This is a genomic window from Brachybacterium sp. (assembly GCF_036379615.1).
Lineage (GTDB): Bacteria > Actinomycetota > Actinomycetes > Actinomycetales > Dermabacteraceae > Brachybacterium.
In genome coordinates this window covers 114260-137536 of record NZ_DASVGJ010000067.1, presented here as the reverse complement: position 1 = coordinate 137536, position 23277 = coordinate 114260, and the positions used below count along the sequence as shown (strand labels likewise).

Sequence of the window (23277 nt, the reverse complement as noted above, 5' to 3'; positions counted from 1 at the left end):
ATGACGCACCGTCTGACCTGGGCCGATCTGCCCGTCTCGCTGCACAGGCGTCTCGAGCTGCTGCTCGGCGGTCCGGTGACGCGTCTCCGCTCGTGCCGCGGCGGCTTCTCCCGCAGCTCCGCGGAGATCGTCGAGGCCGACTCGGGCCGCCCCCTCTTCGTCAAGGCGGTGCGGGAGCAGGACAACCCCGGGGCGATGCAGCTGAACCGGTCCGAGGCCGCGGCGCTCGCGCGCATCCCGTCGGCCGCCCCGGTGCCCGCCCTCGTCGACGCCTTTCCGCACGAGGACTGGTTCGTGCTGGTCACCGAGGTGGGCCGGGGCGCGATGCCGGAGGAGCCGTGGACCGCGGGCGACCTCTCGGCGGTGCTCACCGCGCTCGACGAGCTCCAGGCCTCCGCCACGCCGTGCCCGGTGCCCGATCTGCAAAGCGTGACGGACACCCTCGGCGAGGACATGCTGGGCTTCGACCGCATCGCCGCCGATCCTCCGCAGGACCTCGACCCGTGGATCTCGGCGCATCTCGACGCGCTGCGGGCCGCCGCCCGGCGGGGCATCGACGTGCTCGACGGCGACACCCTGTGCCACTCCGACCTGCGCGCGGACAACATCCTCCTCGCCGACGACGGCACGGTCAGCCTCGTCGACTGGGCATGGGCCTCCCGCGGCAGCCGCACCGCCGACGCCCTGCAGCTGCTCTCCTCGATCGAGGACCCCGACGGAGCGCTCGAGGTGGACCGGCACGTGGACGAGCTCCTGGTTCGCCACGGAAGGCCGCTCGGCGAGGGCACGGACGTGCTCGCCGGCATCCTCGCCTTCTTCGCCGACGCGGCCCGGCACCCGCACGTCCCGTCGATGCCGCTGCTCGGCGAGCACCGTCGGCGTCGGCGCGACGCGCTCCTGACGCTGGTGCGTCGGCGCTGGGAGCGCACCGCCCGGGCCTGACCCGCACCCGCTGAGACACCCGGTCACGAACAGGTCACGGCCCCTCCTGGCCGCGCGCCGCCCGGAATCCGCCGCCTACGGTGCGGCTGTTCCCGGGCAGATCCTCCTCACACTGCCCTCCCGCGATCGGAGCTGTGATGAGCGTAGAGACCAGACCTGCCCCGGACGGCGCCGGGCCCTCCGCCGACGCCCAGACCGCGACCCGCGAGAGCCTCGAGGACTACACCCTCCGCTTCGCCCCGCGGTCCTACCGTCGGTGGACCCCGGCGGTCGTGGCGACGAGCGCCCTCGGCGGCATCGCCTACCTCGCGGACTTCTCGATCGGCGCGAACATCGCGCTCACCCACGGCACCCTCAACGGGATCATCGGGATCCTGGTCGCGGCGACGATCATCTTCCTCTCGGGCTTCCCCCTGGCGTACTACGCCGCCCGCTACAACCTCGACCTCGACCTCATCACGCGCGGCTCCGGCTTCGGCTACTACGGCTCGGTGATCACCAACGTCATCTTCGCGTCGTTCACCTTCATCTTCTTCGCCCTCGAGGGCTCGATCATGGCCCAGGGCCTCTACCTGGGCCTGGGGATCCCGCGCTGGATCGGTTACCTCGTCTCCACACTGATGATCTTCCCGCTGGTCATCTACGGCATGAAGACGCTGGCGAAGCTGCAGGTCGCCACCACCCCGGTGTGGCTGATCCTCATGGTCATCCCCGTGGCCTATCTCGTCATCTCCCACCCCGACTCGGTGCAGACCTTCCTCTCCCACACCGGGGACAGCGGCGCCGGGGTGAACCTGGCCTCCGCGATGCTCGCGGCCGGCGTCTGCCTCTCGCTCATCGCCCAGATCGCCGAGCAGATCGACTACCTGCGGTTCATGCCGCCCCGCACCGACGCGAACCGCCGCTCCTGGTGGGCCGCCACGATCCTGGGCGGCCCGGGCTGGGTCATCTTCGGCGCGATCAAGCAGATCCTCGGCATGTTCCTGGCCGTGTACCTGGTGGCCAACGTCCCCGGCGCCCGCGATTTCGCCAACGAGCCGGTGCAGCAGTTCCTGGTCACCTACGAGCAGCTGATGCCGGGCTGGCTCGCGCTGATCCTCGCCGTGGTCCTGGTGGTCATCTCCCAGGTCAAGATCAACGTCACCAACGCCTACTCCGGGTCGCTGGCCTGGACGAACTCGTACACCCGCGTCACCCGCCGCTACCCCGGCCGCCTGGTGTTCCTCGCCGTGAACCTGGGCATCGCCCTGGTGCTCATGGAGGCGAACATGTTCGACTTCCTCAACGGCATCCTCAGCTTCTATGCGAACCTCGCGATGTCCTGGATCTGCGTGGTCGCCACCGACATCGTGATCAACAAGCACGTGCTGAAGCTGTCTCCGGTGCGACCCGAGTTCCGCCGCGGCATGCTGTACGACTGGAACCCCGTCGGCATCGTGTCCCTGGCCCTGGCCGGCGGCTTCTCGATCGCGATCTTCTTCGGCGCCTTCGGGGCCGCGGTCCAGCCCTTCTCGCCGCTGTTCGCCGTCGGCATCGCCGTGCTCGCCACCCCGCTGATGGCTGTCCTCACCCAGGGCCGCTACTACCTGCGCCGCACCGACGACGGCATCGAGCTGCCGATGCTCGACGAGCACGGCAACCCCTCGGGCGAGACCCTCGAGTGCGCCGTCACCGGGATGGAGTTCGAGCGGCCGGACATGATCGCCTCCGCGGTCCCCGGCCCCGACGGGGAGCGGATCTACCTCAGCTCCCTGGCTCTGACCACCGACCGCACCGGGCAGCACGTGCTGCCCAAGGAGTAGCCGCCATGCGCTTCACCCCGGCGGACACCGAGAAGCTCATGCTGTCGGTCGCGGGGATGGTGGCCCGTGACCGCCTGGACCGCGGTGTGCTGCTGAACCATCCCGAGGCCGTGGCCCTGCTGAGCACCTGGGTGATCGAGCGGGCGCGGGACGGCCGCGGCGTCGAGGAGCTCATGGTCGCCGGCCGTGAGGTGCTCGCCCGGACCCAGGTGATGGAGGGCGTGGCGGAGATGCTCACCGACGTGCAGGTCGAGGCCACCTTCCCCGACGGTCGCAAGCTCGTCACCCTCCACCACCCGATCGACTGAGGACACTGCGCATGGACCCCATCACCGACCGACCGGGCCCCGGCGCGCTCCGCGTGCGCCCCGGGATGCGCGAGCTGAACCGTCGCGAGCGCGCCGAGGACTCCGCCGAGCTGGTCCTCGAGAACACCGGCGACCGCCCGATCCAGATCGGCTCGCACCTGCACCTTCCGGATGCGAACACGGCCCTGGCCATGGATCGGGAGGCCGCCCGCGGCTTCCGCCTCGACATCCCCGCGGGCACCTCGCTGCGGTTCGAGCCGGGCGCCTCGCGCCGCGTCGCGGTGGTGCGCCTGGGCGGGGCCGGGCGGGTGCCGGGGCTGCAGATCCGGTCCACGGCCGACGACGGGGGAGTGCGCTGATGGTGCGCATCAGCGCCGAGCGCTACGCCGCGCTCTACGGACCCACCACCGGCGACCAGCTGCGCCTGGGCGACACCGACCTCTGGATCGAGGTCGAGGAGGATCGCACCGTCGGCGGCGAGGAGTCCGTGTTCGGCGGGGGCAAGTCGATCCGCGAGTCCATGGGCCAGGGCACCACCACCCGCGCCGAGGGCGCCCCGGACACCGTGATCACCAACGCGATCATCCTGGACTGGTGGGGTGTGGTCCGGGCCGACGTCGGGCTGCGCGACGGCAGGATCGTCGCGCTCGGCAGGTCCGGGAACCCCGACATCTCCGACGGCATCCACCCCGCGCTGCGCATCGGGCCCTCCACGGACGTGATCTCCGGGGAGGGGAAGATCCTCACCGCGGGCGCCTTCGACACCCATGTCCACCTGCTCTCTCCCTCGCAGATCCACGAGGCGCTGGCCACCGGCATCACCACGATCGGCGGCGGCGGGACCGGCCCGTCGGAGGGCAGCCGCGCCACCACCGTCACCCCCGGCGCCTGGCACCTGGGCCGGATGCATCAGGCGCTGGACCGCCTGCCCGTGAACGTGCTGCTCCTGGGCAAGGGCAACACCGTCTCCGCCGAGGCGCTGGCCGAGCAGGCCCTCGCCGGCGCCGCCGGGTACAAGGTCCACGAGGACTGGGGCGCGACCCCCGCCACGATCGACGCCTCGCTGCGTGCCGCCGGGGAGCACGGCCTGCAGGTGGCCCTGCACTCGGATTCGCTGAACGAGTCCGGCTTCGTGCAGTCCACGATCGCCGCGATCGACAGCCGCACCCTCCACGCCTTCCACATCGAGGGCGCGGGCGGCGGGCACGCCCCCGACATCCTCGAGATCGCCTCCCTGCCCCACGTGCTGCCCGGGTCGACCAACCCGACCCTCCCGCACACCGTCAACACCGTGGCCGAGCACCTCGACATGCTGATGGTCTGCCACCACCTCAAGCCCTCCGTCCCCGAGGACCTCGCCTTCGCCGAGTCCCGCATCCGCGCCTCGACCATCGCCGCCGAGGACCTCCTGCACGACATGGGCGCCCTGTCGATCACGTCCTCCGACGCGCAGGCGATGGGCAGGATCGGCGAGGTCATCACCCGCACCTGGCAGGTCGCCCACGTGATGAAGGACCGTGTCGGGTCCCTCGGCGACACGATGCCGGCGGACAACGAACGAGCCCGCCGCTACGTCGCCAAGTACACGATCAACCCCGCGATCGCCCACGGCGTCGACGCCCACATCGGCTCCGTGGAGGAGGGCAAGCTCGCGGACCTGGTGCTCTGGGATCCGCGCTTCTTCGGGGTGCGGCCCGCGCTGGTGCTCAAGGGCGGTGCGATCGCGTGGGCGGCGCTCGGGGACCCGAACGCCTCGATCCCCACCCCGCAGCCGGTGCTGATGCGACCCGCCTTCGGGGACGCGATCGGGGACGCGCTCTCGGTCTCCTTCGTGGCGCCCTCCGCGGTCGAGGACGGTCTGCGCGATCGCCTGGGCCTGTCCCGGGAGCTGCTGCCGGTGGCTCCGACCCGCGACGTCACCAAGGCGGACCTCCGTCTCAACGACGCGCTGCCCCGGATCGACATCCGCCCGGACACCTTCGAGATCCGGATCGACGGGGAGCTGGTCGAACCGGCACCCGCCAGCATGCTGCCGCTGGCCCAGCTCTACCAGATGTTCTGACCCCGATGACTGTGCCCGCTTCGCTGTCGGTCGCCCTGCTGCTCGCGGACTCCCGCCTGCCCGCCGGCGCGCACGTCTCCTCCAACGCCCTCGAGGCGGCGCTGCGCGACGGGCTGGCCCCGGCGGACGTGGCCGGGTACGTCGCCTCCCGGATCCGCACGGTGGTCCTGGTGGAGGCCGGGACCGCGGTCGTCGCCCGAGCGCTCGGGCCCGCCTCGGACCTGGACCGCCTGCGCGCCGAATGGGCGGCCCGCACCCCGAGCCGCGCCCAGCGCGAGGTCGCCGGAGCCCTCGGGGACGGGCTGCGCCGCGCGGCCGACGTCCTGTGGCCCGGCGCGGTCCCCGTCCCCGCCCGGCGGGACGGCCCCTGGCCCCGGCCGATCGTGCTGGGCCTCGTCGCCGCGGCCGCCGGCCTCGAGGCCGAGGACCTGGTGCGCCTGATCGCCTACGACGACGCGCAGACCATCGCCTCCGCCCTGCTTAAGCTCGAGCCGGGCGACCCCCGCGCCGCGGCCGCCCTCGTGCTCGAGGCCTGCGCGCTCCTGGAACCCCGCGTGGCGGAGCTCGCCGCGCTGACGGACCCCACGCACATCCCGTGCGCGGGGGCACCCCTGACCGAGGGCTGGTCCGAGGCCCAGTCCGAACTGCCGAGGAGGCTCTTCCGTGCCTGAGAACACCCATCGATCCCCGAACCGCTCGCTCCGGCTGGGGGTCGCCGGCCCCGTCGGCACCGGCAAGAGCTCGCTCATCGCGACGATCTGCCGCGCCCTGGCCGGCGAGATCCGCATCGGTGTGATCACCAACGACATCTACACCGACGAGGACGCCCGCTTCCTGCGCTCCGCCGGGGTGCTCGAGCCCGAGCGCATCCGCGCCGTCGAGACCGGGGCCTGCCCCCACACCGCGATCCGCGACGACGTCACCGCGAACCTCGCCGCCGTCGAGGACCTCGAGGCGGACTTCGACCCGCTGGACCTGGTGCTCGTCGAGTCCGGCGGCGACAACCTCACCGCGACCTTCTCCCCGGCGCTGGTCGACGCGCAGATCTTCGTGCTCGACGTCGCCGGCGGCGGGGACGTGGCCCGCAAGGGCGGCCCGGGGATCGGCCGCGCCGACCTGCTGGTGGTGAACAAGGTCGACCTCGCCCCGCACGTGGGGGTCGATGTGGAACGGATGCTCGCCGATGCGACCGCGGCCCGCGAGGGCGGGCCGGTGCTCGGGGTCTCCCGTCACCAGGAGGACACCGTCGCGGAGCTGCGCGCCTGGGTGCTGGAGCTTCTCGCCGCCCACACCGCGGGCACCCACGCCCCGCAGGACCCCGGGCCGATGGCGCCGCACGTCCACGCCGAGGACGAGCACGACCACGAGCACCCGCACGAGCACGCCCACGCCGGATGACACGGATCGCGCTCGAGCGGGCCGACGGACCGGTGCGCCTGCGCCTCGTCCCCGGCCTGCTCCAGCCGCGGCTCATCTCCCGGACCCGGACCGGTGCCCGGGTGGCGCTCGTCGCCGCCGGGGCCACGCTGCTGGGCGGCGACGAGGTCTCCGTCGACGTGCACGTGGGCGCCGGCTGCACGCTCGAGATCGAGGACGTCGGCGGCACGGTCGCCTACGAGAGCACCGGTGCGCCCAGCCGGTTCGACGTCTCGATCCGCCTGGAGGAGGGGGCCCGCCTGGTGTGGCGGGCCCACCCCTTCGTGGTGACCGACGGGGCCGACGTGCGCCGACGGACCACGATCACCCTCGGCCACGGAGCCGACCTGCTCCTGCGCGAGACCCTCGTGCTGGGACGCACAGGGGAGCGAGGCGGCCACCTCGTCAGCGCCCTCGATGCGCGCGGCGCGGACGGCGCCCCGCTCTTGCTCGAGCACCTGGACCTCGATGGCGCCGCGCCGCGCCACGGCGTGCTCGGCGCCCACCGGGTGCTGGACTCCGCAGTGCTGCTCGGCCGTCGCCCTCCGGAGAGCACCGGTCCGCGCGTGCTCCACCTCGAGGCCCCCGGCGCCCTGGGCCGAGCCCTCGGCGCGAGCACCCACGGCACCGGCGTCGGGGAGCTGATGGAGGAGTGGGCCGATGACGCCGTCCCCTCGTAGCCCACGCCGCAGCGGTCAGGGCATACCGTCGAGCGAGCGCCTCGCCTGGAGCGCGAGCCACACCTGGGCCAGGTCGCCGCTCTCGTGGAGGTCGACGTCGAGCAGACCCTCGATGCGGCGGATCCGGTAGTGCACGGTCTGGCGGTGGAGCTGCAGCGCCTCCGCCGTCCTCTGCCAGGAACGACGGTGCTCGAGGAACGCCTCGAGGGTCTCCATGAGCGATCCGTCCTGCTCCGCATCGTGCCGGAGCACCGGCCCGAGCCGATGCTCCACGAGCGCCCGGGCGTCCGCCCGGTCCGTCGGCCCGAGATCCGGGCTCATCGAGCCGTAGCGGACGCTCGTGGACCCGCTGCGCCGAGCCATGCCCAGCGCCCAGGCCGCCTCCTGGGCGCTCTCGGCGTACCGGGAGCCGCGCCGCACCGGGCGGCTGAGACCGGTCCGACCGGCCCGGCCCAGCGCATCGGTGAGCACCCGGAGCGCATGAGGCCGCTGCGGGAGGATGAGGACGGGCGAGCCGGCGCGCAGGGTCATCGCGTAGGGGATCCGCGCCCGCCACAGGCTCACGGGGAGCGTGCGCAGCCGCTCCTCGTCCTCGCAGGCGACTGCGGCGACCAGGGAGCGCGCGGGATCCAGCCCGAGCTCTCCGAGCTCCCGGGCGGCGCCCTGGCGGCGGACGCCCGCGTCCAGGACCGCGGCGGCGAGCTCGCCGTGGATGCGCTGACGGTTGCCGAGCTCGAGATGCGCCTGGGAGAGCTCGAGGGCCGCCACCGTCGCGGCGTGCTGCAGCAGCAGCGTGTCCGGGGGCGTCTCGGAGCGGCTGATCACGGCGAGCACGGCGGCGGACTGGGTGGGGACGGGGACGATGTGCAGGACCCTTCCGCCGGACAGGGGTGCGAGCCGGTTGCCGGAGGAGAGCAGCCCGACTGGGCCGCGGATCGCGCGGGTCACCTCCTCCGGCGGCTGGTCGTCGTGGGGGAAGTAGGCGCGACCGGAATGGACGTCGCAGACGTCCACATCGCTGCCCAGGACGGAGATCAGGGTGCGCCGGGTGTGGGAGCGGTCGATGTCCGTGCCGGGGGTGCGACGGATCGCCTCGTAGAGCCGGGCGGTGCGGCTGATCCGCAGGGACTGCTCGGGCTGTACCGACTCCGCGACGGTGCGCGAGATCGCGGCGAAGGGCATCGGGTAGCGGATCCACAGCACCGGGATGCCGAGGCGGTCCGCGGCGTCGTCGAAGGCGCGGGTGAGCGGGGGACAGTACATCTCCTCGCCGATCGCGAGCGCGCCGACGCCCACGTCGGACAGACGGTCGAGCAGCTCAACCTGCTCCGCGGCCCCGGCGGGGAAGCTCATCCCGTTGGTCATCATCAGCTCGCCGTGGGAGAGCCAGCGCCAGGGCTGGGGGAGATCCGTGGTGTGGGTCCAGGTGATCGCGCGGTCCAGCCCGGGCGCACCCGCGTGGAGCCTCAGGGTCAGGTGGGGGATCTCCATCAGCTCGCGCACCGACATGACCATCGTCCGCCGCCTCTCGTCCGCCCGCTCCGGGCCCGTTCGTGCATTCGCACGATATCGGTGCAGCTGCCTCATACGGATGCACGGCGCGCTGCGCGCGGTCGGAGGCGCATGATCGATGCATCCAGCCGAGTGCCCCCTCTCACCCGGCTCGTCCCCAGGAGGCTCCGATGACCAGCTCATCAGGCGTGATCGACGATGCGCCGCTCACCTCGTTCCACAAGAAGCTCACCGCCTACTCCTCGGGCGGCCCGCTGATCGACGGCTACGCGATCGCGATGATCGGGTTCACCTACGCCAGCATGGGGACCGCATTCGAGGTGAGCGCCGCGGACAAGGGGCTCATCGCCGCCGCCGCCCTGGTGGGCATCTTCGTGGGCGGTGCGCTGTTCGGCTGGGTCACCGACAAGGTGGGCCGCCACGCCATGTACATCATCGACCTCCTCGCCCTCGCCCTCTTCTCGGTCCTCACCTTCTGGGCCGGCGACGTGTGGCAGATCGTCCTGCTCCGCTTCGCGATCGGCGTCGCCATCGGGGCGGATTATCCGATCGCCACCTCCCTCCTCGCGGAGTACCTGCCCCGCAGGCATCGCGGCAAGATGCTCGGCGCGACCTTCGTGGTCTGGGCCGTCGGCGCGACGCTGGCGCCGATCGTCGCGATCGCCTGCACGGCGGCCTTCGGGGACGAGGCCTGGCGATGGATGCTCGCGAGCACCGCGGTCTTCGCGATCGTCACCCTCCTCTTCCGCCTCGGCACTCCAGAGTCCCCGCGCTGGCTGCTCAGCAAGGGAAGGGTCCAGGAGGCCGACGCCGCGATCCGGAAGGTCTACGGGTCGGGATACTCGAGCGCCGACCTCGGCCACGAGGAGAGCGCGGGCCGCGTCTCGCTGGGAACCCTGTTCCGTGCCCCGTACCGGGGCCGGCTGATCTTCGTCTGCCTGTTCTGGATGTGCCAGGTCATCCCGATGCTCTCGATCTACTCGTTCTCCTTCGACGTGCTCGCGACCGTGGGCCTCGAGGGCAACGGCGCCGAGGTGTTCCTGGCCGCGCTGTTCGTCCTCGGAGGCATCCCCGGGCTGCTGCTCGTCGACCGGATCGGGCGAAAGGCACTCCTGATCTATTCCTTCGCCGGCATCGCCGTGATCTGGGGGATGGCCGGGCTGGTGCCGGGACTGCCGATGATGGCGATCTTCGTGGCGATCTGTCTGTTCGCCTTCCTGTCGGGCTCCTCGAACTTCCTCGAGGTCGTGGTGCCCAACGAGCTCTTCCCCACCCAGGTCCGGGCCACGGCCGTCGGCATCGGCACCGCCGCGAGCCGCATCGGCGCCGCGATCGCCGTCTACCTCATGCCGCTCCTGCTCGCCCATGGCATCGCGTACGTGCTCCTGGCCGGTGCGGCGGTGAGCGTCGTCGGCCTCGTCGTGACCCTGGTCTGGGGCGAGGAGACGGCCGGTCGCGCCCTCCACGAGACGAGCGACGGCGCCGAGTCATCAGCGCCTGCGACGGCCTCCGGCCGTCCTCGTCTCGCCTCCACCGAACCCACCCTCTGAGAAGGAGCGCCTCCCATGAGCATCCGAGTCCCCGACCCCGTCGGCCCCGTCGACGGCACGATCGTCCCCCGCTTCGCCGGCGAATCGACCTTCGCCAGGATCCCGCGCATCGACCAGGTCGCCGACTACGACATCGCCGTCCTGGGCGTCCCCTTCGACGGCGGCACCTCGTACCGACCCGGCGCCCGCTTCGGCCCGCTGCAGGTGCGCACCTCCTCCCGCCACCTCCGCCCCGCCTTCCACGTCGAGCTGGACGTGGCCCCCTTCGGCGAGCTCCAGGTGGTCGACGCCGGGGACGTGGCCTGCACCCCGTTCAGCATCACGGACGCGATGGCCCAGGTGGAGAAGGTGGCGCTGGACGTGCGCGGCGATGCCCCGGAGCGGCGCCTCATCGGCATCGGCGGCGATCACACCATCGCCTATCCGCTGATACGGAGCGCGGTCGCGAAGCACGGCCCGGTGGCCCTCGTGCACTTCGACGCCCACCTCGACACCTGGGACACCTACTTCTCGACCCCGCTGACCCACGGCACGGTGTTCCGCCGCTGCTTCGAGGAGGGCCTGCTCGCGGAGGACAAATCGATCCACCTGGGCATCCGCGGCCCCATCTACGACCGGATCGACCTCCGGCAGGATCGGGACTTCGGGTTCAAGGCCATCCGCTGCAGCGACCTCGACCGGATGGGGATCGACGCGGCCGTCGCCCAGGTGAAGGAGCGCGTCGGAGACACTCCCGTCTACCTCTCCCTCGACATCGACGTGCTCGATCCCGCCTTCGCGCCGGGCACGGGGACCCCGGAGGCGGGCGGCCTCTCCAGCCGCGAGCTGCTCGCGCTGCTGCGGCGCCTGGACGGGCTGAACCTGGTCGGCGCGGACGTGGTGGAGGTGGCGCCGGCCTATGACCACGCCGAGGTCACCACCGTCGCCGCGGCGACCGTCGTGTACGACATCGTCGCGCTCATGACGAACCAGGCCCTCGGTCGTACGGCCGGCTGACCCCCTGGCAGGACCGCCGCTCGCGGCATACGCTTACCAGCATGACTGCACCCACCCGCCGCATCGGCTCCCTGACCGTCTCCGCCCTGGGCCTGGGCGCCATGCCCCTGTCGATGGGACGCGGCGAGCCCGCCCCTCACGACCGCGCCATGGCCACGATCCACGCCGCCCTCGACGCCGGCGTCACCCTCCTGGACACGGCCGACATCTACGCCCCGAGCTGGGACACCATGGGCCACAACGAGAAGTTCGTGGGCGAGGCGCTGCGCAGCTGGGAGGGTGACCGCTCACAGGCCGTCGTCGCCACCAAGGGCGGCATCACCCGCTCGGCCGAGGGCGGTGGCCGCGACGGCTCCGCCGCCTACCTCCGCTCCGCGCTCGAGAAGTCCCTGACCGCCCTCGGCCAGGACTCGGTGGATCTCTACTACTGGCACCGTCCCGACCGCAGCATCCGCTACGCCGAGGGGGTCGAGGCGCTCGCCACCTTCCAGCAGGAGGGCCTGATCCGGGAGATCGGCATCTCGAACGCGAACGTCGAGGAGATCGACGTGGCCCGCGACGTGCTCGGCGAGGGCGGGCTCGCGGCGGTCCAGAACGAGTTCTCGCCGACCTTCTTCCACACCAGCCGGAACGAGCTGCGGCACTGCGGCGAGCACGGCATCGCCTTCGTCCCCTGGTCACCGCTCGGCGGGACCGGCGGCGGCGCGGCCGCGGTGGGGGAGCGGTTCGGGCAGATCCAGCGGATCGCCGAGGCCCATGGCGTGAGCCCCCAGCAGGTCGTCCTCGCCTGGGAGATGGCGCTGGGCGAGCACGTCATCCCGATCCCGGGCGCGAGCCGCCCCGAGTCGATCACCGACTCCGCCGGCGCGCTGGACCTCGAGCTCACGGCGGAGGAGCGCGAGGAGCTGGACCGGATCCTCGCCTGAGAGTGAGGGGAATCCCGTGGCGGATCCGGGCGCGGAGGCGTAGCGTGGCCGGGTCCACGACGGCACAGGGAGACAGCATGCGCATCACGCCTGCAGGAAGCGGGGCGGCCCACGGGGCCTGCTCGGCGTGACCTCGTCACACCCGCATCCACCATCTCCCCTGCGCGCAGCGAGCCCGTTCCGGACGGGGCGCCGCGACGCGCCTTCCGTGAGGACCCCATGATCCCCCTGACCGATTCCCTGATCCGCAGCTCCTTCGTCAACGCCAGCAAGGGCGACGCCAAGCGGGCCCAGCTGCCCGACCTCGACGCCGTCGACTGGGACCGCCTGGACCTGCTGGGCTGGCAGGACGCCAAGCGTCCCAAGCTGCACTACGTGAGCCTCGAGCTCGACGGCGAGGTCGCGACCGTCATGCTGCGCGGCGCGGAGCGGCCGCCGGCGAAGAAGCTGCTGTGCTCCTGGTGCGAGGACATCGTCGACGGCAATCACGCCGCGCTCTTCGTCGCGCCGCTCGGCGGTGACTCCGGCAGACGAGGCAACACCATCGGCACCTCGATCTGCGCCGATCTGCGCTGCTCGCGCAATGTGCGCCGGGCGCCGTCCTCCTACGAGCTGCGCTCCGAGGACCCCGCCCTGCTCGCGTACCACCAGGAGCAGAAGATCGCCGGCCTGCAGGAGCGCTCCTCGCGCTTCGTCCGCGCGGTCAGAGCAGGCTGACCGTCACGGCAGGGTGACGACCGCATCGGCCCGGGATCGGGTGGCGGCGACCCGGCGAGCATTGTCCTCGTCCGGTCCCAGCGCCCAGTCCCGGGCCGCTCGCGGTGACTTCCCGAAGCGCTCGTGCCGCGCGATCAGCCGCTGGTGGCGCAGCTCCTCGGGGACCTCGACGAACCAGCGCGCATCGAGCAGCGCACCCACCTGCGCCCACGGTCCCTCCTCGCACAGCAGGTAGTTCCCCTCGGTGAGCACGAGCGGCACCTCGGCGCCCACCTCGATCGCGCCCGCGAGCCCCTGCTCGAGGTCCCGTGCGAACATCGGCGCCCACACGGGCGGATCCGTCGGCCGGGCGGTCCGCAGCCGCTGCAGCAGCGCGACATACCCCGCGGCGTCGAAGGTGTCCGGTGCGCCCTTGCGCTCCGCCCGTCCCAGCCGCTCCAGCGCGACATCCGCCAGATGGAAGCCGTCCATCGGCACCACGGCGCAGGATCCCGCCGGCAGCTGCTCGGCGAGCAGCGCCGTGAGCGTCGACTTCCCCGCCCCGGGCGCCCCCGCGATCCCCAGCAGACGCCGCGAGCCGGAGCGCAGCGCCTCATCCAGCAGCGCCCGGGCGGCGTCGACGGCGTGCTCAGAGTGCATGCTCATGCAGCGTCACCTCGATGACCTCGCCGCGCAGCGGCAGGTGCATCAGGATCCGGTCCGGTGCCCGCCCCGCGGCGGCCAGCGCGCGGGAGTAGGTCGCCATCTGCCCCAGATACTTCCGGCGCACATGGTCCACCGGCTCCTGCCCGGGATAGGACTTGTGGTCCACCAGCACGATCTCGCCGGAGGGGAGACGCAGCAGGGTGTCGATCCAGCCCTCCATCACCTGATCGTCCTCGTTCCACCAGGTGATCGGCTGTTCGGTGAGCTCCTCGGCGCCGGGGAACTCCTCGGCGAGGAAACGGGCCCAGGCGTCGCCGGCGCCGAGCAGCACCTGTGCGTCGACGGTGCGGGTCACGGTCCAGCGCTCCAGCAGCCGCTGCGCCGCCGCGGCCCGCTGCACCTCCGTGAGCTGCGCCAGCGGCAGCGCCAGGTAGGCGTGCACCGCCTCGCCGACGCGCTCCCATTGCGGGCCGCCGCCGGTCACGAGCATCGGCCCGATGCTCCGCGGCTGGTGGACCGTGCCGAGCCCTTCGGAGGATCCGACCGCGGAGGCCTGGAACCGGGCCGAGGCGCCCGTCGCGCCGCGCGAGGGTGCATGCAGCGGCACATCGCTGACCGCGAGCGGATCGGTCGTCGCAGTCAGCCGCACCGGCATCTGCTCGGCCAGGTCGTCCACGTTCACCCTGGTCACGCGTGCCGGCAGCGGCTGCTCGGTGCCGTGCACGAGCAGTTCCTCGTCACGCCAGCGCACCAGCGGAGGCGTCGGGACGAGGGTGTCGAGCACGGTCGCGGCGCCGGGCACGGCGAGCACCGAGGTGCGGGCAGCCCGCGTGAGGGCGACGTAGTGCAGGCGCCCGGACTCCTCGGCCTCGGCGTCGCGTCGACGGGTCGCGAAGCTCGAGGCGGCGAGGCGCTCGGCGACCTGCGCAGGGGCGGCGATCTTCGGCCAGAAGCGCAGGCTCCGTCCGGCGAGCGGGGCGGTGACGTCGAGCTCCTCGGGCGAGATGACGAGCACGCCGCTGGAATGGTCGCGCTCCTTGGGCGGTGCGCCGAGGTAGGAGATCACGTGATCCCATTCCAGACCCTTCGCGCCGTGGACCGTGCCCACCCACACCGCCTCGGGCAGGGCGGACAGGTCCGGTCCCTCGGTCCAGGCATCGAGCTCGGCCCGCAGGCCGGTGAGGGTGACGGGGGAGCCCTCCGCGCGGCGCCGCTCGGTGGTCTCCCGCGCCATCGCCCGCAGCGCGTCCAGGGAGCGGCGACGGGAACCCTGCTCGCTCCAGCGCTTGATCCTCTGCGGGAGGTCCAGGGCATCGATCAGGGCGCTGATCATCTCCTCCGGGGTGAAGCCGATGCAGGTGCGGCGCACCACCCGCAGCCCGCTGAGCGCCTCGTCCTCCCACCAGTCGGCGAACACGGCCCGGCGCCCCTCGCGGTCCGGCGCGGCCATCAGCTGGGAGAACCACGTCCCGTGCGCCCCGTGGTCGCTCAGCAGCGTCACCAGCTCGGTCAGCGCGAGGGTGTCCGAGCTGTCGAGGGTCACCGCGAGGGCGGCGCGCACCATCTGCGCCTCGCGGGTGGCGAGCAGCGGATGGGCGGCGCCCGCCGTGGGCACCCCGCGCTCCTGGAGGGCGGCGACCACGGCGGCGCGCTGGACGTTGCTGCGCACGAGCACCGCTGTCGAGCCGGGGGTGAGGACCCCCTCGGCGATCCGGGTCCGGATCTGCTCGGCGATCATCATGGCGTGCTTCTGGGCGGAGACAGCGCGCCGATCGTTCTTCGTCGCCTCCCACACCTCGAGCACGCCCCCTGCGGCGATATCGCGGCGCTGCTCCGGGATCGCGAGCCGCACGCGGTCGAGCTCCGTCCCGTCGGGCGCGAAGACGGGGGCGAACACAGCGTTGGAGAACTCCACGAGCCGTTCCTGCGAGCGCCAGGAATGGGAGAGGTTCATGACCTCACCGGTGCCGAAGACGGTGCCTCCGGCCTCGAGCGCAGCGATGATGTTCTTCATCAGCGAGGGGTCCGCGTCGCGGAACCCGTAGATCGCCTGCTTGGGGTCGCCCACCCAGATCTTCTCCTCGATGAGCTGGGAGAGCTCGAGGAAGAGGGCGAGCTGCACGGGGGAGGTGTCCTGGAACTCGTCGACCGCGAGCAGGCGGAACCTCGAGGCGATGGAGGCGCGCACCCGTTCGGAGCTCTGCAGCAGTCTCAGCGCCCGCACCTCCTGGTCGATGAAGTCGATCAGTCCGAGCTCGCGCTTGTAGGTCTCGTAGGCGTCGAGGGAGCCGGCCGCCACGTCGAGCACCAGGGTGATGAGGTCGCGCAGGTCCTGCTGCCAGGCGGGGTTCCGGGCGACGTCGTCCTCGACCCCCTCGGCGAGCGGCGCGAGCACCTTCTTCGCCGGAGCGCCCCAGGCGCCGCGTGCGATCCGCAGCCAGCTCGACCAGGGGACCCGCTCCCGTTCTGCGAGGCTCCTCTCGAGCCGTCGCAATGCGACGAGGTCGCGCTGCGCCTTGCCGACGCTGCCCTTCGCGATCGGTCCGCCGGAGATCCCCTCACCGGAGGCGTCGACGGAGGCCCCGATGTCCTCCGCGAAGCCGTCGAGCAGGCGCCCCAGCTCATGCAGCCAGCGCCCGCGCAGGTCCTCGCCGGGCTCGGGGAGCTGTGCGGAGTCCCGCAGCTCCTCCCAGGACACGGGCGCCGCCGCACGCAGCGCTGAGGCGTCGAGCTGGTTGGTGCGCGCGGCGTCCGCGACGGCACGGACCCTGCCCCGCCAGGCCTGCTTCTGGGCGTAGCCGGTGTCGTTCTCGTCGCCGTCGTGCTCCATGCGGGAGAGCATCCCTGCCCAGCGCACCCCGGCCGCGGCGGCGGTGCGGTCGATCGCCGCAGCGAAGGCGGTCTTCTGGGTGGCTTCGTCCAGCACCCGCACCTGCGGGGAGATGCCGGCATCGAGGGCGTACTCGGTCACCAGGCGCCCCGCGACCGAGTTCACGGTGCTGATCAGGGCGCTGTCGATGCCGCGTGCCGCCTCGACCTGCCGACGGTCCAGCAGCGTGGAGCGCACCCGCTGGGAGAGCTCGTCCGCAGCCTTGACCGTGAAGGTGGTGGCGATGACCTGTGAGGGGTCGATCCCCGCACCGAGGCGCTCGGCGAGCAGGGTGGTCAGGGTGTGCGTCTTGCCGGAGCCGGCCGACGCGTTGATCAGGGTGAAGCTCATGATGCATCGCCTCGCAGTCCGCACAGGAGGGAGAACTCGCAGTAGTCGCAGCGGGCATCGACCACGATCCCGCCGCTCGCCCGCGCCGTCTCCTGCGCCGCGGAATAGGTCTTCTTCGCCGCCTCGCGAGGGGTGCCGAGGCCCTGGCCGGCGTCCACCAGGATCTGTCCCGACTCCGCGGAGACGGTGCCCTCGCCGATCGCCTCCAGCGCCGCGGTGACGCCGGAGACCGTGGTCTCCCACGCCGCCTCGACATCCAGCGCGGGCCGGCCATGGGGATCGAGCATCGGGTTCGCGGAGACGAACTCGCCCTGCTTGAGCAGGAAGTAGCCGACGTCAGTGCGCGGATCGTGCAGCGACCAGGCATAGGAGGCCAGCTGCAGCGCCTCCCCGGAGTCGAACAGCTCGGGGTGCTTCTTCGCCGCGGCGGTCCACTTCAGGTCGATCACGGTGGGTGCCCCGGCGGCGTCCTCGGCGAGCACGTCGCGGAACCCCATGAAGGGGATCTCCACGTCCCCTCGCTCCAGGTGCAGGGTCAGCGGCTCCTCGAAGCGGGACTCGACCGCGGTGACCACGAGCCCGGCAGCGCCGAGCCGGTCGAAGAACTCCAGGAGCGAGCGCACGGCGGTCTCGCGCATGGTGGTCAGCTCGACCTCGCGCCCCGGGAGCAGCAGCTCGGAGGCGAGCTGTGGGACCAGCGCGTCGAGCATCTGCTCGATCTCGTCGGCCGACGGCGCGCCTGCGCGCTCCTCGCGTGCGGTCACCAGCTGCTCGACCACCGCATGGACGAGCGTGCCGATCATCTGGTTGCCGCTCGGCACCGAGGCGACCGATGCCGGTCGGATCCCGAGCCCGGTGCGATAGGTCCACTTCTGCCGGCAGCCCAGCAGGTTCTCCGCCTGCGAGTAGCTGAGCCTGGTGGGCAGCAGATGCGGTGCCGGCGCTGAGGTCCTGGTCAGGTCCTCCGGCAGCGGCGGGATCTCCTCCGCCTCCGGCACCGCCACCGCCCGCTGTGCCCCCGCGAGCTGCCACTGCGTCCCGTCGATCGCCTCCCGCGGATCCCGTCGGAACCGTGCGAGGACGCGGGCGACGCTCTCGCCGTCAGCGGCGCGCTCCGCGGCGAGGTGCGCGAGCAGGGAGTGCGGTGCGGTCGCCTTCTCGGCGCGGCTGCGCGTTCGGACCACGATCAGGCGCCCGGCCCCGCGCAGCGCGCGCAGTCCCGCCTCGGTCTCGAGCGAAGCCAGCGCGGCAGGATCGAGCAGCTGCCCGCCGAGCTGTTCGAGCGCCGCGACCTCGACGGCGTCCCAGGTCACGCCGGTTGCGGCGTCCTTCCGATCGGCGCCCCACCACAGCACGTCCCCGCCGTCGGCGCGCAGCTGCGCGGGCCGGGTGCACAGGGTCCAGGCACCGGTCGCCTCGGGGCGCGCGAAGGGGGAGGCGGCGCGGCTGCCGGCGGCCTCGACGATCTGGGAGAGCTCGCGCGCGCTGAGCAGAGCATCCTCCCCGAGGGTCTCGAGCACCGCGAGGAAGGTCGCCAGATGCGCGCTCGCCCGCAGCAGGCCCTGATCGTCCTGCCCGAGCCGGCGCAGTCGATCGCCGAGCCACTCCGTGGCGGCCCGAAGCCGTGCCGGAGTGACCTGACTCGGCGCGATCGGGTCGCTGACCAGTGCGGAGATCTCCCGGGCGATCTCCTGTGACTCGGGGTCGGCGGAGAGCTCGGCGATCGTCGACTGCCAGGCGGCGCCTCCGGTGCCGGGCTCGGCCGCGAGCGCGTCCAGGAGCCGTCGACGCACCCGCACGGGCACCAGGCCGATCGGTTCGCGGTCCGCCTCCGGTGCGTCGAGCACGCGCAGGTCGAGGAAGGCGCCGAGCTGCTGGACGTCCACCGGGGCGATCGCGATCGAGAGGAACAGGGGCAGGATCTGCAGGCTCGTACGGTCGGCGGAGGCCCCGGCCACACCGAGCGCGGCGCGTCCGCGGCGGTGGAGCTCCTGGTCGAGCAGCACCGTGTCCTCGGTCGCCAGGACATGCAGGCCCTCGCGTCCGGCGAGCAGTCGTGCGGCGGTCTCGGCCGCGGTCCACTCGTCCTCGGCCTCGAGCAGCATGAGCTCGGGCCGTCCCTCCTGGTCCTCCGCAGCGGTCACCGCGACGCCCGATTCGGCGAGCAGAGCGAACAGCCGTGGCCACAGTCCCGGCAGATGCGTCGGCTCCTCCTGGCATCGGATCTCAGCGATCCCGAGCGGCCATGAGGTGGTCGCGAGCAGATCCACGATCTCCTGCAGGTCCTCCCCAGGGCCCGGGGACAGCTCCGCCGCGGCCTCGATCGCGCACAGCGCGTCCACGCGATCGGGCAGCCCCGTCATGCCCTCCAGTCGCGCACCCGCCGTCACTGCCGCATCGCGCCAGGCCAGCATCGTGGTCGCGGTCGCCCAGGGATCCACGGTGAACGAGTCACGCACCCAGGCATGGTCCGCGGCGGCGATCGCCTGGGCGTACTGGGCGATCCTCACCGCTGGTGCCACGCCCGGCCGGGTGAGCGCGAGGCGGGTCTGCAGCAGCTGCACCAGGCCCCGCGGGCCGCTCCGCACCTGCCCGGACGCCCCGCCCGAGGCGGCATCGGCCCAGGAGGCGCCGTCGAGGGACCAGCCGAACTCGATCCGCATGCCGTCGCTCCTCCGTCGCAGGTGGCGGGCCCGGTGGGGCCGCGACCCCACTGTAGGGGAGCGGGCTGACGTCCGGTCAGCGGTTGAAGGGGTCGTCCGGCCGCACGCCCCAGCTGAACCCGCGCTCGTAGAGCACCATCGCGGACTCGTCGGGAGCGAGCACCAGGTCCTGTCCCTCGCCGGTGAGGTGGAGCGTGCCGTCCGCCTGCTCCTGGATCCGCAGCGTGAGCTCGGCGGGCTCGAGGGCGGAGTGCTCCTGGAGCGTCTGCCCCTGCTCGCGCGGCGGCTTCAGCGACAGCTCGATCGTGCCCTCGTCGGTGCGCACATAGGTCCCGGTCAGCAGCTGTCCGTCGGCCCGGCGCAGCTGGACCGCGGCGCGTCCGTCGTACTCGACCTCGCCGAAGGCGAGCGCGCTCCAGCGGGTGTCCTCGCTGAGCTGTTCCGCCGGTGCGGCGGCGTCCTCCTGCACGGTCCATACCCCGGCCGGTGCGGTCTCGTCGACGCTCCGCTCGGGATACAGGGAGCTCACGCCCCAGCCCACGAGTCCCACCAGGACCAGCGCGGCGAGCGGGCCGGCGATCTGCGTGATCCGTGCCAGCGGTCGCCAGGGCACCAGGGTGGGCAGCGGACCGCGGCCGATCGGGCCACGGCCGAGGAACGCCGCCGTCAGGCGCGGCAGCCACGGGATCAGCACCAGCAGCGACATCACCAGCAGGGCGGTCGCGATCTGCTTGACCGGCACGTCGTAGCCGATGTTCAGCACCAGGACCAGCGACATCGAGCCGGCCGCGATGGTGGCGCCCAGGGCCACCGAGCGCCGCCACAGCAGCGCCAGACCGGCACCGAACTCGGCGAGGCCGGCCAGGAACTGGAACAGCGGGGAGAAGGCCATCAGCCGCCACAGCGTCCCCATCGGGCTCATCTCGCCGTGGGTGATCAGCGCATCGCCCATGTCCGTCACCCCGAACTGCCCCAGCACCAGCTTCGCGACGCCGTAGTAGAGCATCGCGACCGCGAGCAGCAGGCGCACGGCGCCGTGCGCCCACCAGCCCAGGGTCACGGCGGCGGTGCGGGCGAGCCGCTTCTCGGTGGCGTAGTCGTCAGGCTGTGCGGTGGGGGACGGTGCGGCGGGGGACGGTGCGGTCATGCCTCCACTCCAGCGCACAGGCCGACCCTGCGGGATCAGCCCGCCGGATCGGCCCGGTGCGACTTTCGGTGGAGATCACAGCCGCGCGAACTCCCGCACCCACGACGCCTCGGACCGCACCTCCCGGCCCGGGACGAGTGCGCCGTCCCGGACGAAGCCCTCCTCACGGCCGGTCAGAGCCTCCACCAGCAGCGCGCGGTGCCGCGCGAGCTCGTCGGCGACCTCGGGGGTGCCCGAGAGGTCATGCTCCTCGTGCGGATCCGCGTCGAGATCGAACAGCTGCTCGTGCCCGTCACCGGAGAACCACAGGTACTTGAAGCGCTCCGAGCGGATCCACTGCATCGAGTGCCGGCCGAGCGAGCTGATCAGGTGCTCGCCATGCAGGTGCTCCCTCACCGGACCGCCGGGCCTCAGGCTGATGCCGTCCACGCCCTCCGGCACCGGCACTACGGCGAGCCCCAGCACCGTCGGCATCAGATCCCGCAGCTCCGCGAGGGAATCGACCTCGCCGGGCTCGCCCCAGCCCTCGCGCCAGCGCGGCGGCACGTGCACCGCCAGCGGCACCCGCGCGGAGCCTTCGTAGCCCACGGACTTCCGGTACATGTCGTGGTCGCCCATCATGTCGCCGTGATCGGAGACGAACACGATCACCGTGTCCTCCAGCAGGCCCTGGTCCGAGAGCGTCTCCTTCAGCCGGTTCAGCTGCAGGTCGATGAACTCGATCGAGCCGTAGTACCCGGCCCGGACCTGCTGGTGGGTGGACTCCTTCTGCGCCCCGAACTCGGACTCGGACTCGAAGTCCCGACGGTGCTCGTCGAAGCGCGCCACCCAGTCGCCCATCGCCCGCTCCCCGAACTCCCGCTCGCGGTACTTGTCCCACAGCCACTGGGGCGGATCGAACGGCGCGTGCGGCCGATGGAAGGACATGTACAGGAAGAAGGGCCTGGTCGGATCGCGGCGTTCGAGGAACCGGAAGGATTCGTCGGCCACCCAGCGGGTGGGGTGCAGCCGTTCCTCCCGCTCCCAGGGCCGCGCCGTCATGGCGTTGCAGCCGATCCCGGTCTCCTGGTAGTCGGCACGCGGGTCGCCGGTCTCGCGACGCAGGAACTCCACGTAGTCGTCGATCTGTGCTGACGGGCCCCGGCTGAGCCGGCGCGAGGTGTGCAGGAAGCCGTCGTGCAGCAGCACCTCGTCGAAGCCGCAGCGCGCCCGGTCCGGGAACACGTGCATCTTGCCGACGCCGAAGGTCTGGTACCCGGCGGCGCCGAGGGTGGACTGCAGGGTCACGGGGTAGGCGTCCGGGAAGGAGATCCCCTCGCGGTACCCGTATCGCCCGTGCCGCTCCGGGGACTGCCCGGTAAACATCGCGACCCGTGCGGGCACGCAGGTGGGCGTCGCCGAGTAGGCGCGGGTGAAGTGGTACCCGCCCCGCGCGAGGTCGTCGAGGTTCGGGGTGTCGATCGCCTCGTTGCCGGCGACGCCCATCGCGTCGGCCCGCATCTCGTCCACGCAGACGAGGACGACATGGGGGCGGTCGATCACCGCTCAGCCCTGGTTCGCGCTGCCCGGGTGCGTCCACGGCGGGACGTTCCCGCCCGGGTAGCCCTCCGGTGCCTGCTGGGCCTGGCGCTGCGCCTCCCGCGCACGATCGCCCGCCTGCTCGCGGGCTCGTGCGGCCCGTGCCTGCTCCTGCTGCCGGCGCTGGTCGTCGGTCGCGCGCCGACGGTTCTCGACATCATCCGCATCGGCGTCCCTGCTGGCCTCCTGTGCGGCCTGCGACTGCAGCATCGCGGTGCGGATCTCGTCGCCCATGGAGCCGACGGCGCCGGGGTTGCTGGGCAGGTACAGCACGTTGGAGCGGGAGTTCCGGGCCACGTCCTGCATGGTGTCGAAGTACTGCGTCATCAGCAGCAGCTGCTCGGCGGAGTTCTCGATGCCCACCTTGCGCAGCATCTCGTACTGCTCGGCGATGCCGAGAGCGATCGCCTTCCGCTGCGCGGCGACGCCCTCGCCCTGGAGGCGCTTGGACTCGGCCTCGGCCTCCGCCTGGGTGACGCGCTTGATCTTGTCCGCCTCGGCGAGGGACTGGGCCGCGACCCGGTCGCGCTGGGCGGCGTTGATGGAGTTCATCGAATCGCGCACCCGCTGGTCGGGGGAGATGTCCTGGACCAGGGTGTTGATGATGTTGAAGCCGAACTCGCGCATGCGCTCCGAGAGCGTGTTCTCGACGCTGCGGGCGATGTCGTCCTTGGACTCGAAGGCCTGGTCCAGCTCGAGGCCGGACAGCGCGGAACGGACGGTGTCGAACACATAGGAGCGGATCTGCGCCTCGGGGTTGGACAGCTTGTAGTACGCATCGACGACCTGCTCCTCGCGGATCCGGTACTGGACCGCGACGGGGACCGTGACGAACACGTTGTCCTTGGTCTTGGACTCGATGTTCACCTCGAGCTGCTGCACGCGCAGCGAGACCGGCTTGGTGGTGTTGTCGATGAACGGGGTCTTGAAGTTCAGCCCGGCCTGCGCGACCCGGCGGAACTTGCCGAATCGCTCCACGATGACGGCTTCCTGGGTGTGCACCGTGAACATCAGCGAGGTGCGCAGGCCGCCGAACAGCAGCGCTGCGACGATCACGAGGAAGATGAGCAGGCCGAGACCCAGGACGAGGACGAGGATGACGCCTTCCATGGG

Annotated in this window: 19 protein-coding genes; 12 read left to right on the top strand and 7 right to left on the bottom strand. The window is 72.2% G+C overall.

The features are described 5' to 3' along the window. From VF289_RS14850 to VF289_RS14815, 8 genes are all read left to right on the top strand, one after another. Positions 1-942 (top strand): phosphotransferase, encoded by a 942-nt coding sequence (locus VF289_RS14850; RefSeq protein WP_330884685.1) that lies wholly within the window; start codon positions 1-3, stop codon positions 940-942. 137 nt (positions 943-1079) lie between these two features. Beyond that, positions 1080-2744: a hypothetical protein gene (locus tag VF289_RS14845; RefSeq protein ID WP_330884684.1), complete on the top strand. Its 1665-nt coding sequence runs from the start codon at positions 1080-1082 to the stop codon at positions 2742-2744. A gap of 5 nt (positions 2745-2749) precedes the next feature. Beyond that, complete coding sequence (locus VF289_RS14840; RefSeq protein WP_330884683.1) at positions 2750-3052, top strand: urease subunit gamma; 303 nt, start codon at positions 2750-2752, stop codon at positions 3050-3052. Between the two features lie 11 nt (positions 3053-3063). Beyond that, on the top strand, positions 3064-3411 hold the full coding sequence (locus VF289_RS14835; RefSeq protein WP_330884682.1) for an urease subunit beta: 348 nt from the start codon (positions 3064-3066) through the stop codon (positions 3409-3411). After that, complete coding sequence (locus tag VF289_RS14830) at positions 3411-5114, top strand: urease subunit alpha (RefSeq protein WP_330884681.1); 1704 nt, start codon at positions 3411-3413, stop codon at positions 5112-5114. The genes VF289_RS14835 and VF289_RS14830 overlap by 1 nt, the downstream gene beginning before the upstream one ends. Before the next feature lie 5 nt (positions 5115-5119). Continuing rightward, positions 5120-5785, top strand: a complete 666-nt coding sequence (locus VF289_RS14825; RefSeq protein ID WP_330884680.1) for an urease accessory UreF family protein — start codon at positions 5120-5122, stop codon at positions 5783-5785. Then, entirely contained in the window at positions 5778-6512 is a 735-nt protein-coding gene (gene ureG, locus VF289_RS14820) for an urease accessory protein UreG (protein ID WP_330884679.1), read from the top strand. Before VF289_RS14825 ends, ureG begins: the two co-directional genes overlap by 8 nt. Continuing rightward, a complete protein-coding gene (locus VF289_RS14815; RefSeq protein ID WP_330884678.1) occupies positions 6509-7210 on the top strand; it encodes an urease accessory protein UreD in 702 nt (233 codons plus the stop codon). Before ureG ends, VF289_RS14815 begins: the two co-directional genes overlap by 4 nt. Before the next feature lie 15 nt (positions 7211-7225). Here VF289_RS14815 and VF289_RS14810 read toward each other — a convergent pair whose 3' ends face one another. Then, entirely contained in the window at positions 7226-8719 is a 1494-nt protein-coding gene (locus VF289_RS14810) for a PucR family transcriptional regulator (RefSeq protein ID WP_330884677.1), read from the bottom strand. Positions 8720-8892: 173 nt separating this feature from the next. On the opposite strand from VF289_RS14810, the gene VF289_RS14805 reads away from it, so the two are divergent. The 4 genes from VF289_RS14805 to VF289_RS14790 all read left to right on the top strand — a co-directional run bounded on the left by VF289_RS14805 (position 8893) and on the right by VF289_RS14790 (position 12911). After that, the gene (locus VF289_RS14805) at positions 8893-10272 is read left to right on the top strand and encodes an MFS transporter (protein ID WP_330884676.1); all 1380 of its coding nucleotides are present in this window, start codon (positions 8893-8895) and stop codon (positions 10270-10272) included. Positions 10273-10287: 15 nt separating this feature from the next. Next, positions 10288-11268, top strand: coding sequence for an agmatinase (gene speB / locus VF289_RS14800; RefSeq protein ID WP_330884675.1), 981 nt, complete (start codon positions 10288-10290; stop codon positions 11266-11268). A gap of 41 nt (positions 11269-11309) precedes the next feature. Beyond that, positions 11310-12194, top strand: coding sequence for an aldo/keto reductase (locus VF289_RS14795; protein WP_330884674.1), 885 nt, complete (start codon positions 11310-11312; stop codon positions 12192-12194). Positions 12195-12413: 219 nt separating this feature from the next. After that, positions 12414-12911 (top strand): FBP domain-containing protein, encoded by a 498-nt coding sequence (locus VF289_RS14790; RefSeq protein WP_330884673.1) that lies wholly within the window; start codon positions 12414-12416, stop codon positions 12909-12911. Between the two features lie 3 nt (positions 12912-12914). Here VF289_RS14790 and VF289_RS14785 read toward each other — a convergent pair whose 3' ends face one another. The 6 genes from VF289_RS14785 to VF289_RS14760 all read right to left on the bottom strand — a co-directional run bounded on the left by VF289_RS14785 (position 12915) and on the right by VF289_RS14760 (position 23274). Next, complete coding sequence (locus VF289_RS14785) at positions 12915-13556, bottom strand: nucleoside/nucleotide kinase family protein (protein WP_414644502.1); 642 nt, start codon at positions 13554-13556, stop codon at positions 12915-12917. Next, positions 13540-16776 carry a UvrD-helicase domain-containing protein gene (locus tag VF289_RS14780; RefSeq protein WP_330884672.1) on the bottom strand — a complete coding sequence of 1079 codons (3237 nt, stop codon included), beginning with the start codon at positions 16774-16776 and terminating at the stop codon, positions 13540-13542. Before VF289_RS14780 ends, VF289_RS14785 begins: the two co-directional genes overlap by 17 nt. Further along, positions 16773-19439, bottom strand: a complete 2667-nt coding sequence (locus VF289_RS14775) for a PD-(D/E)XK nuclease family protein (RefSeq protein ID WP_330884671.1) — start codon at positions 19437-19439, stop codon at positions 16773-16775. Before VF289_RS14775 ends, VF289_RS14780 begins: the two co-directional genes overlap by 4 nt. Positions 19440-19515: 76 nt before the next feature. Continuing rightward, complete coding sequence (locus VF289_RS14770; RefSeq protein WP_330884670.1) at positions 19516-20586, bottom strand: hypothetical protein; 1071 nt, start codon at positions 20584-20586, stop codon at positions 19516-19518. Between the two features lie 75 nt (positions 20587-20661). Then, entirely contained in the window at positions 20662-22128 is a 1467-nt protein-coding gene (locus tag VF289_RS14765; RefSeq protein ID WP_330884669.1) for an arylsulfatase, read from the bottom strand. A 3-nt stretch (positions 22129-22131) separates the two neighbouring features. Further along, complete coding sequence (locus VF289_RS14760) at positions 22132-23274, bottom strand: SPFH domain-containing protein (RefSeq protein ID WP_330884668.1); 1143 nt, start codon at positions 23272-23274, stop codon at positions 22132-22134. Positions 23275-23277 lie beyond the last annotated feature (3 nt).

Bases quoted from the DNA above. Each gene is read 5' to 3' on its own strand.
- VF289_RS14775 (WP_330884671.1), bottom strand. From the start codon at position 19,439: ATGCGGATCGAGTTCGGCTGGTCCCTCGACGGCGCCTCCTGGGCCGAT.
- VF289_RS14760 (WP_330884668.1), bottom strand. From the start codon at position 23,274: ATGGAAGGCGTCATCCTCGTCCTCGTCCTGGGTCTCGGCCTGCTCATC.
- VF289_RS14770 (WP_330884670.1), bottom strand. From the start codon at position 20,586: ATGACCGCACCGTCCCCCGCCGCACCGTCCCCCACCGCACAGCCTGAC.
- VF289_RS14790 (WP_330884673.1), top strand. From the start codon at position 12,414: ATGATCCCCCTGACCGATTCCCTGATCCGCAGCTCCTTCGTCAACGCC.
- VF289_RS14835 (WP_330884682.1), top strand. From the start codon at position 3,064: ATGGACCCCATCACCGACCGACCGGGCCCCGGCGCGCTCCGCGTGCGC.
- VF289_RS14845 (WP_330884684.1), top strand. From the start codon at position 1,080: ATGAGCGTAGAGACCAGACCTGCCCCGGACGGCGCCGGGCCCTCCGCC.
- VF289_RS14785 (WP_414644502.1), bottom strand. From the start codon at position 13,556: ATGAGCATGCACTCTGAGCACGCCGTCGACGCCGCCCGGGCGCTGCTG.
- VF289_RS14805 (WP_330884676.1), top strand. From the start codon at position 8,893: ATGACCAGCTCATCAGGCGTGATCGACGATGCGCCGCTCACCTCGTTC.
- VF289_RS14840 (WP_330884683.1), top strand. From the start codon at position 2,750: ATGCGCTTCACCCCGGCGGACACCGAGAAGCTCATGCTGTCGGTCGCG.
- VF289_RS14850 (WP_330884685.1), top strand. From the start codon at position 1: ATGACGCACCGTCTGACCTGGGCCGATCTGCCCGTCTCGCTGCACAGG.
- VF289_RS14815 (WP_330884678.1), top strand. From the start codon at position 6,509: ATGACACGGATCGCGCTCGAGCGGGCCGACGGACCGGTGCGCCTGCGC.
- VF289_RS14830 (WP_330884681.1), top strand. From the start codon at position 3,411: ATGGTGCGCATCAGCGCCGAGCGCTACGCCGCGCTCTACGGACCCACC.
- VF289_RS14780 (WP_330884672.1), bottom strand. From the start codon at position 16,776: ATGAGCTTCACCCTGATCAACGCGTCGGCCGGCTCCGGCAAGACGCAC.
- speB (WP_330884675.1), top strand. From the start codon at position 10,288: ATGAGCATCCGAGTCCCCGACCCCGTCGGCCCCGTCGACGGCACGATC.
- VF289_RS14825 (WP_330884680.1), top strand. From the start codon at position 5,120: ATGACTGTGCCCGCTTCGCTGTCGGTCGCCCTGCTGCTCGCGGACTCC.
- VF289_RS14795 (WP_330884674.1), top strand. From the start codon at position 11,310: ATGACTGCACCCACCCGCCGCATCGGCTCCCTGACCGTCTCCGCCCTG.
- VF289_RS14810 (WP_330884677.1), bottom strand. From the start codon at position 8,719: ATGTCGGTGCGCGAGCTGATGGAGATCCCCCACCTGACCCTGAGGCTC.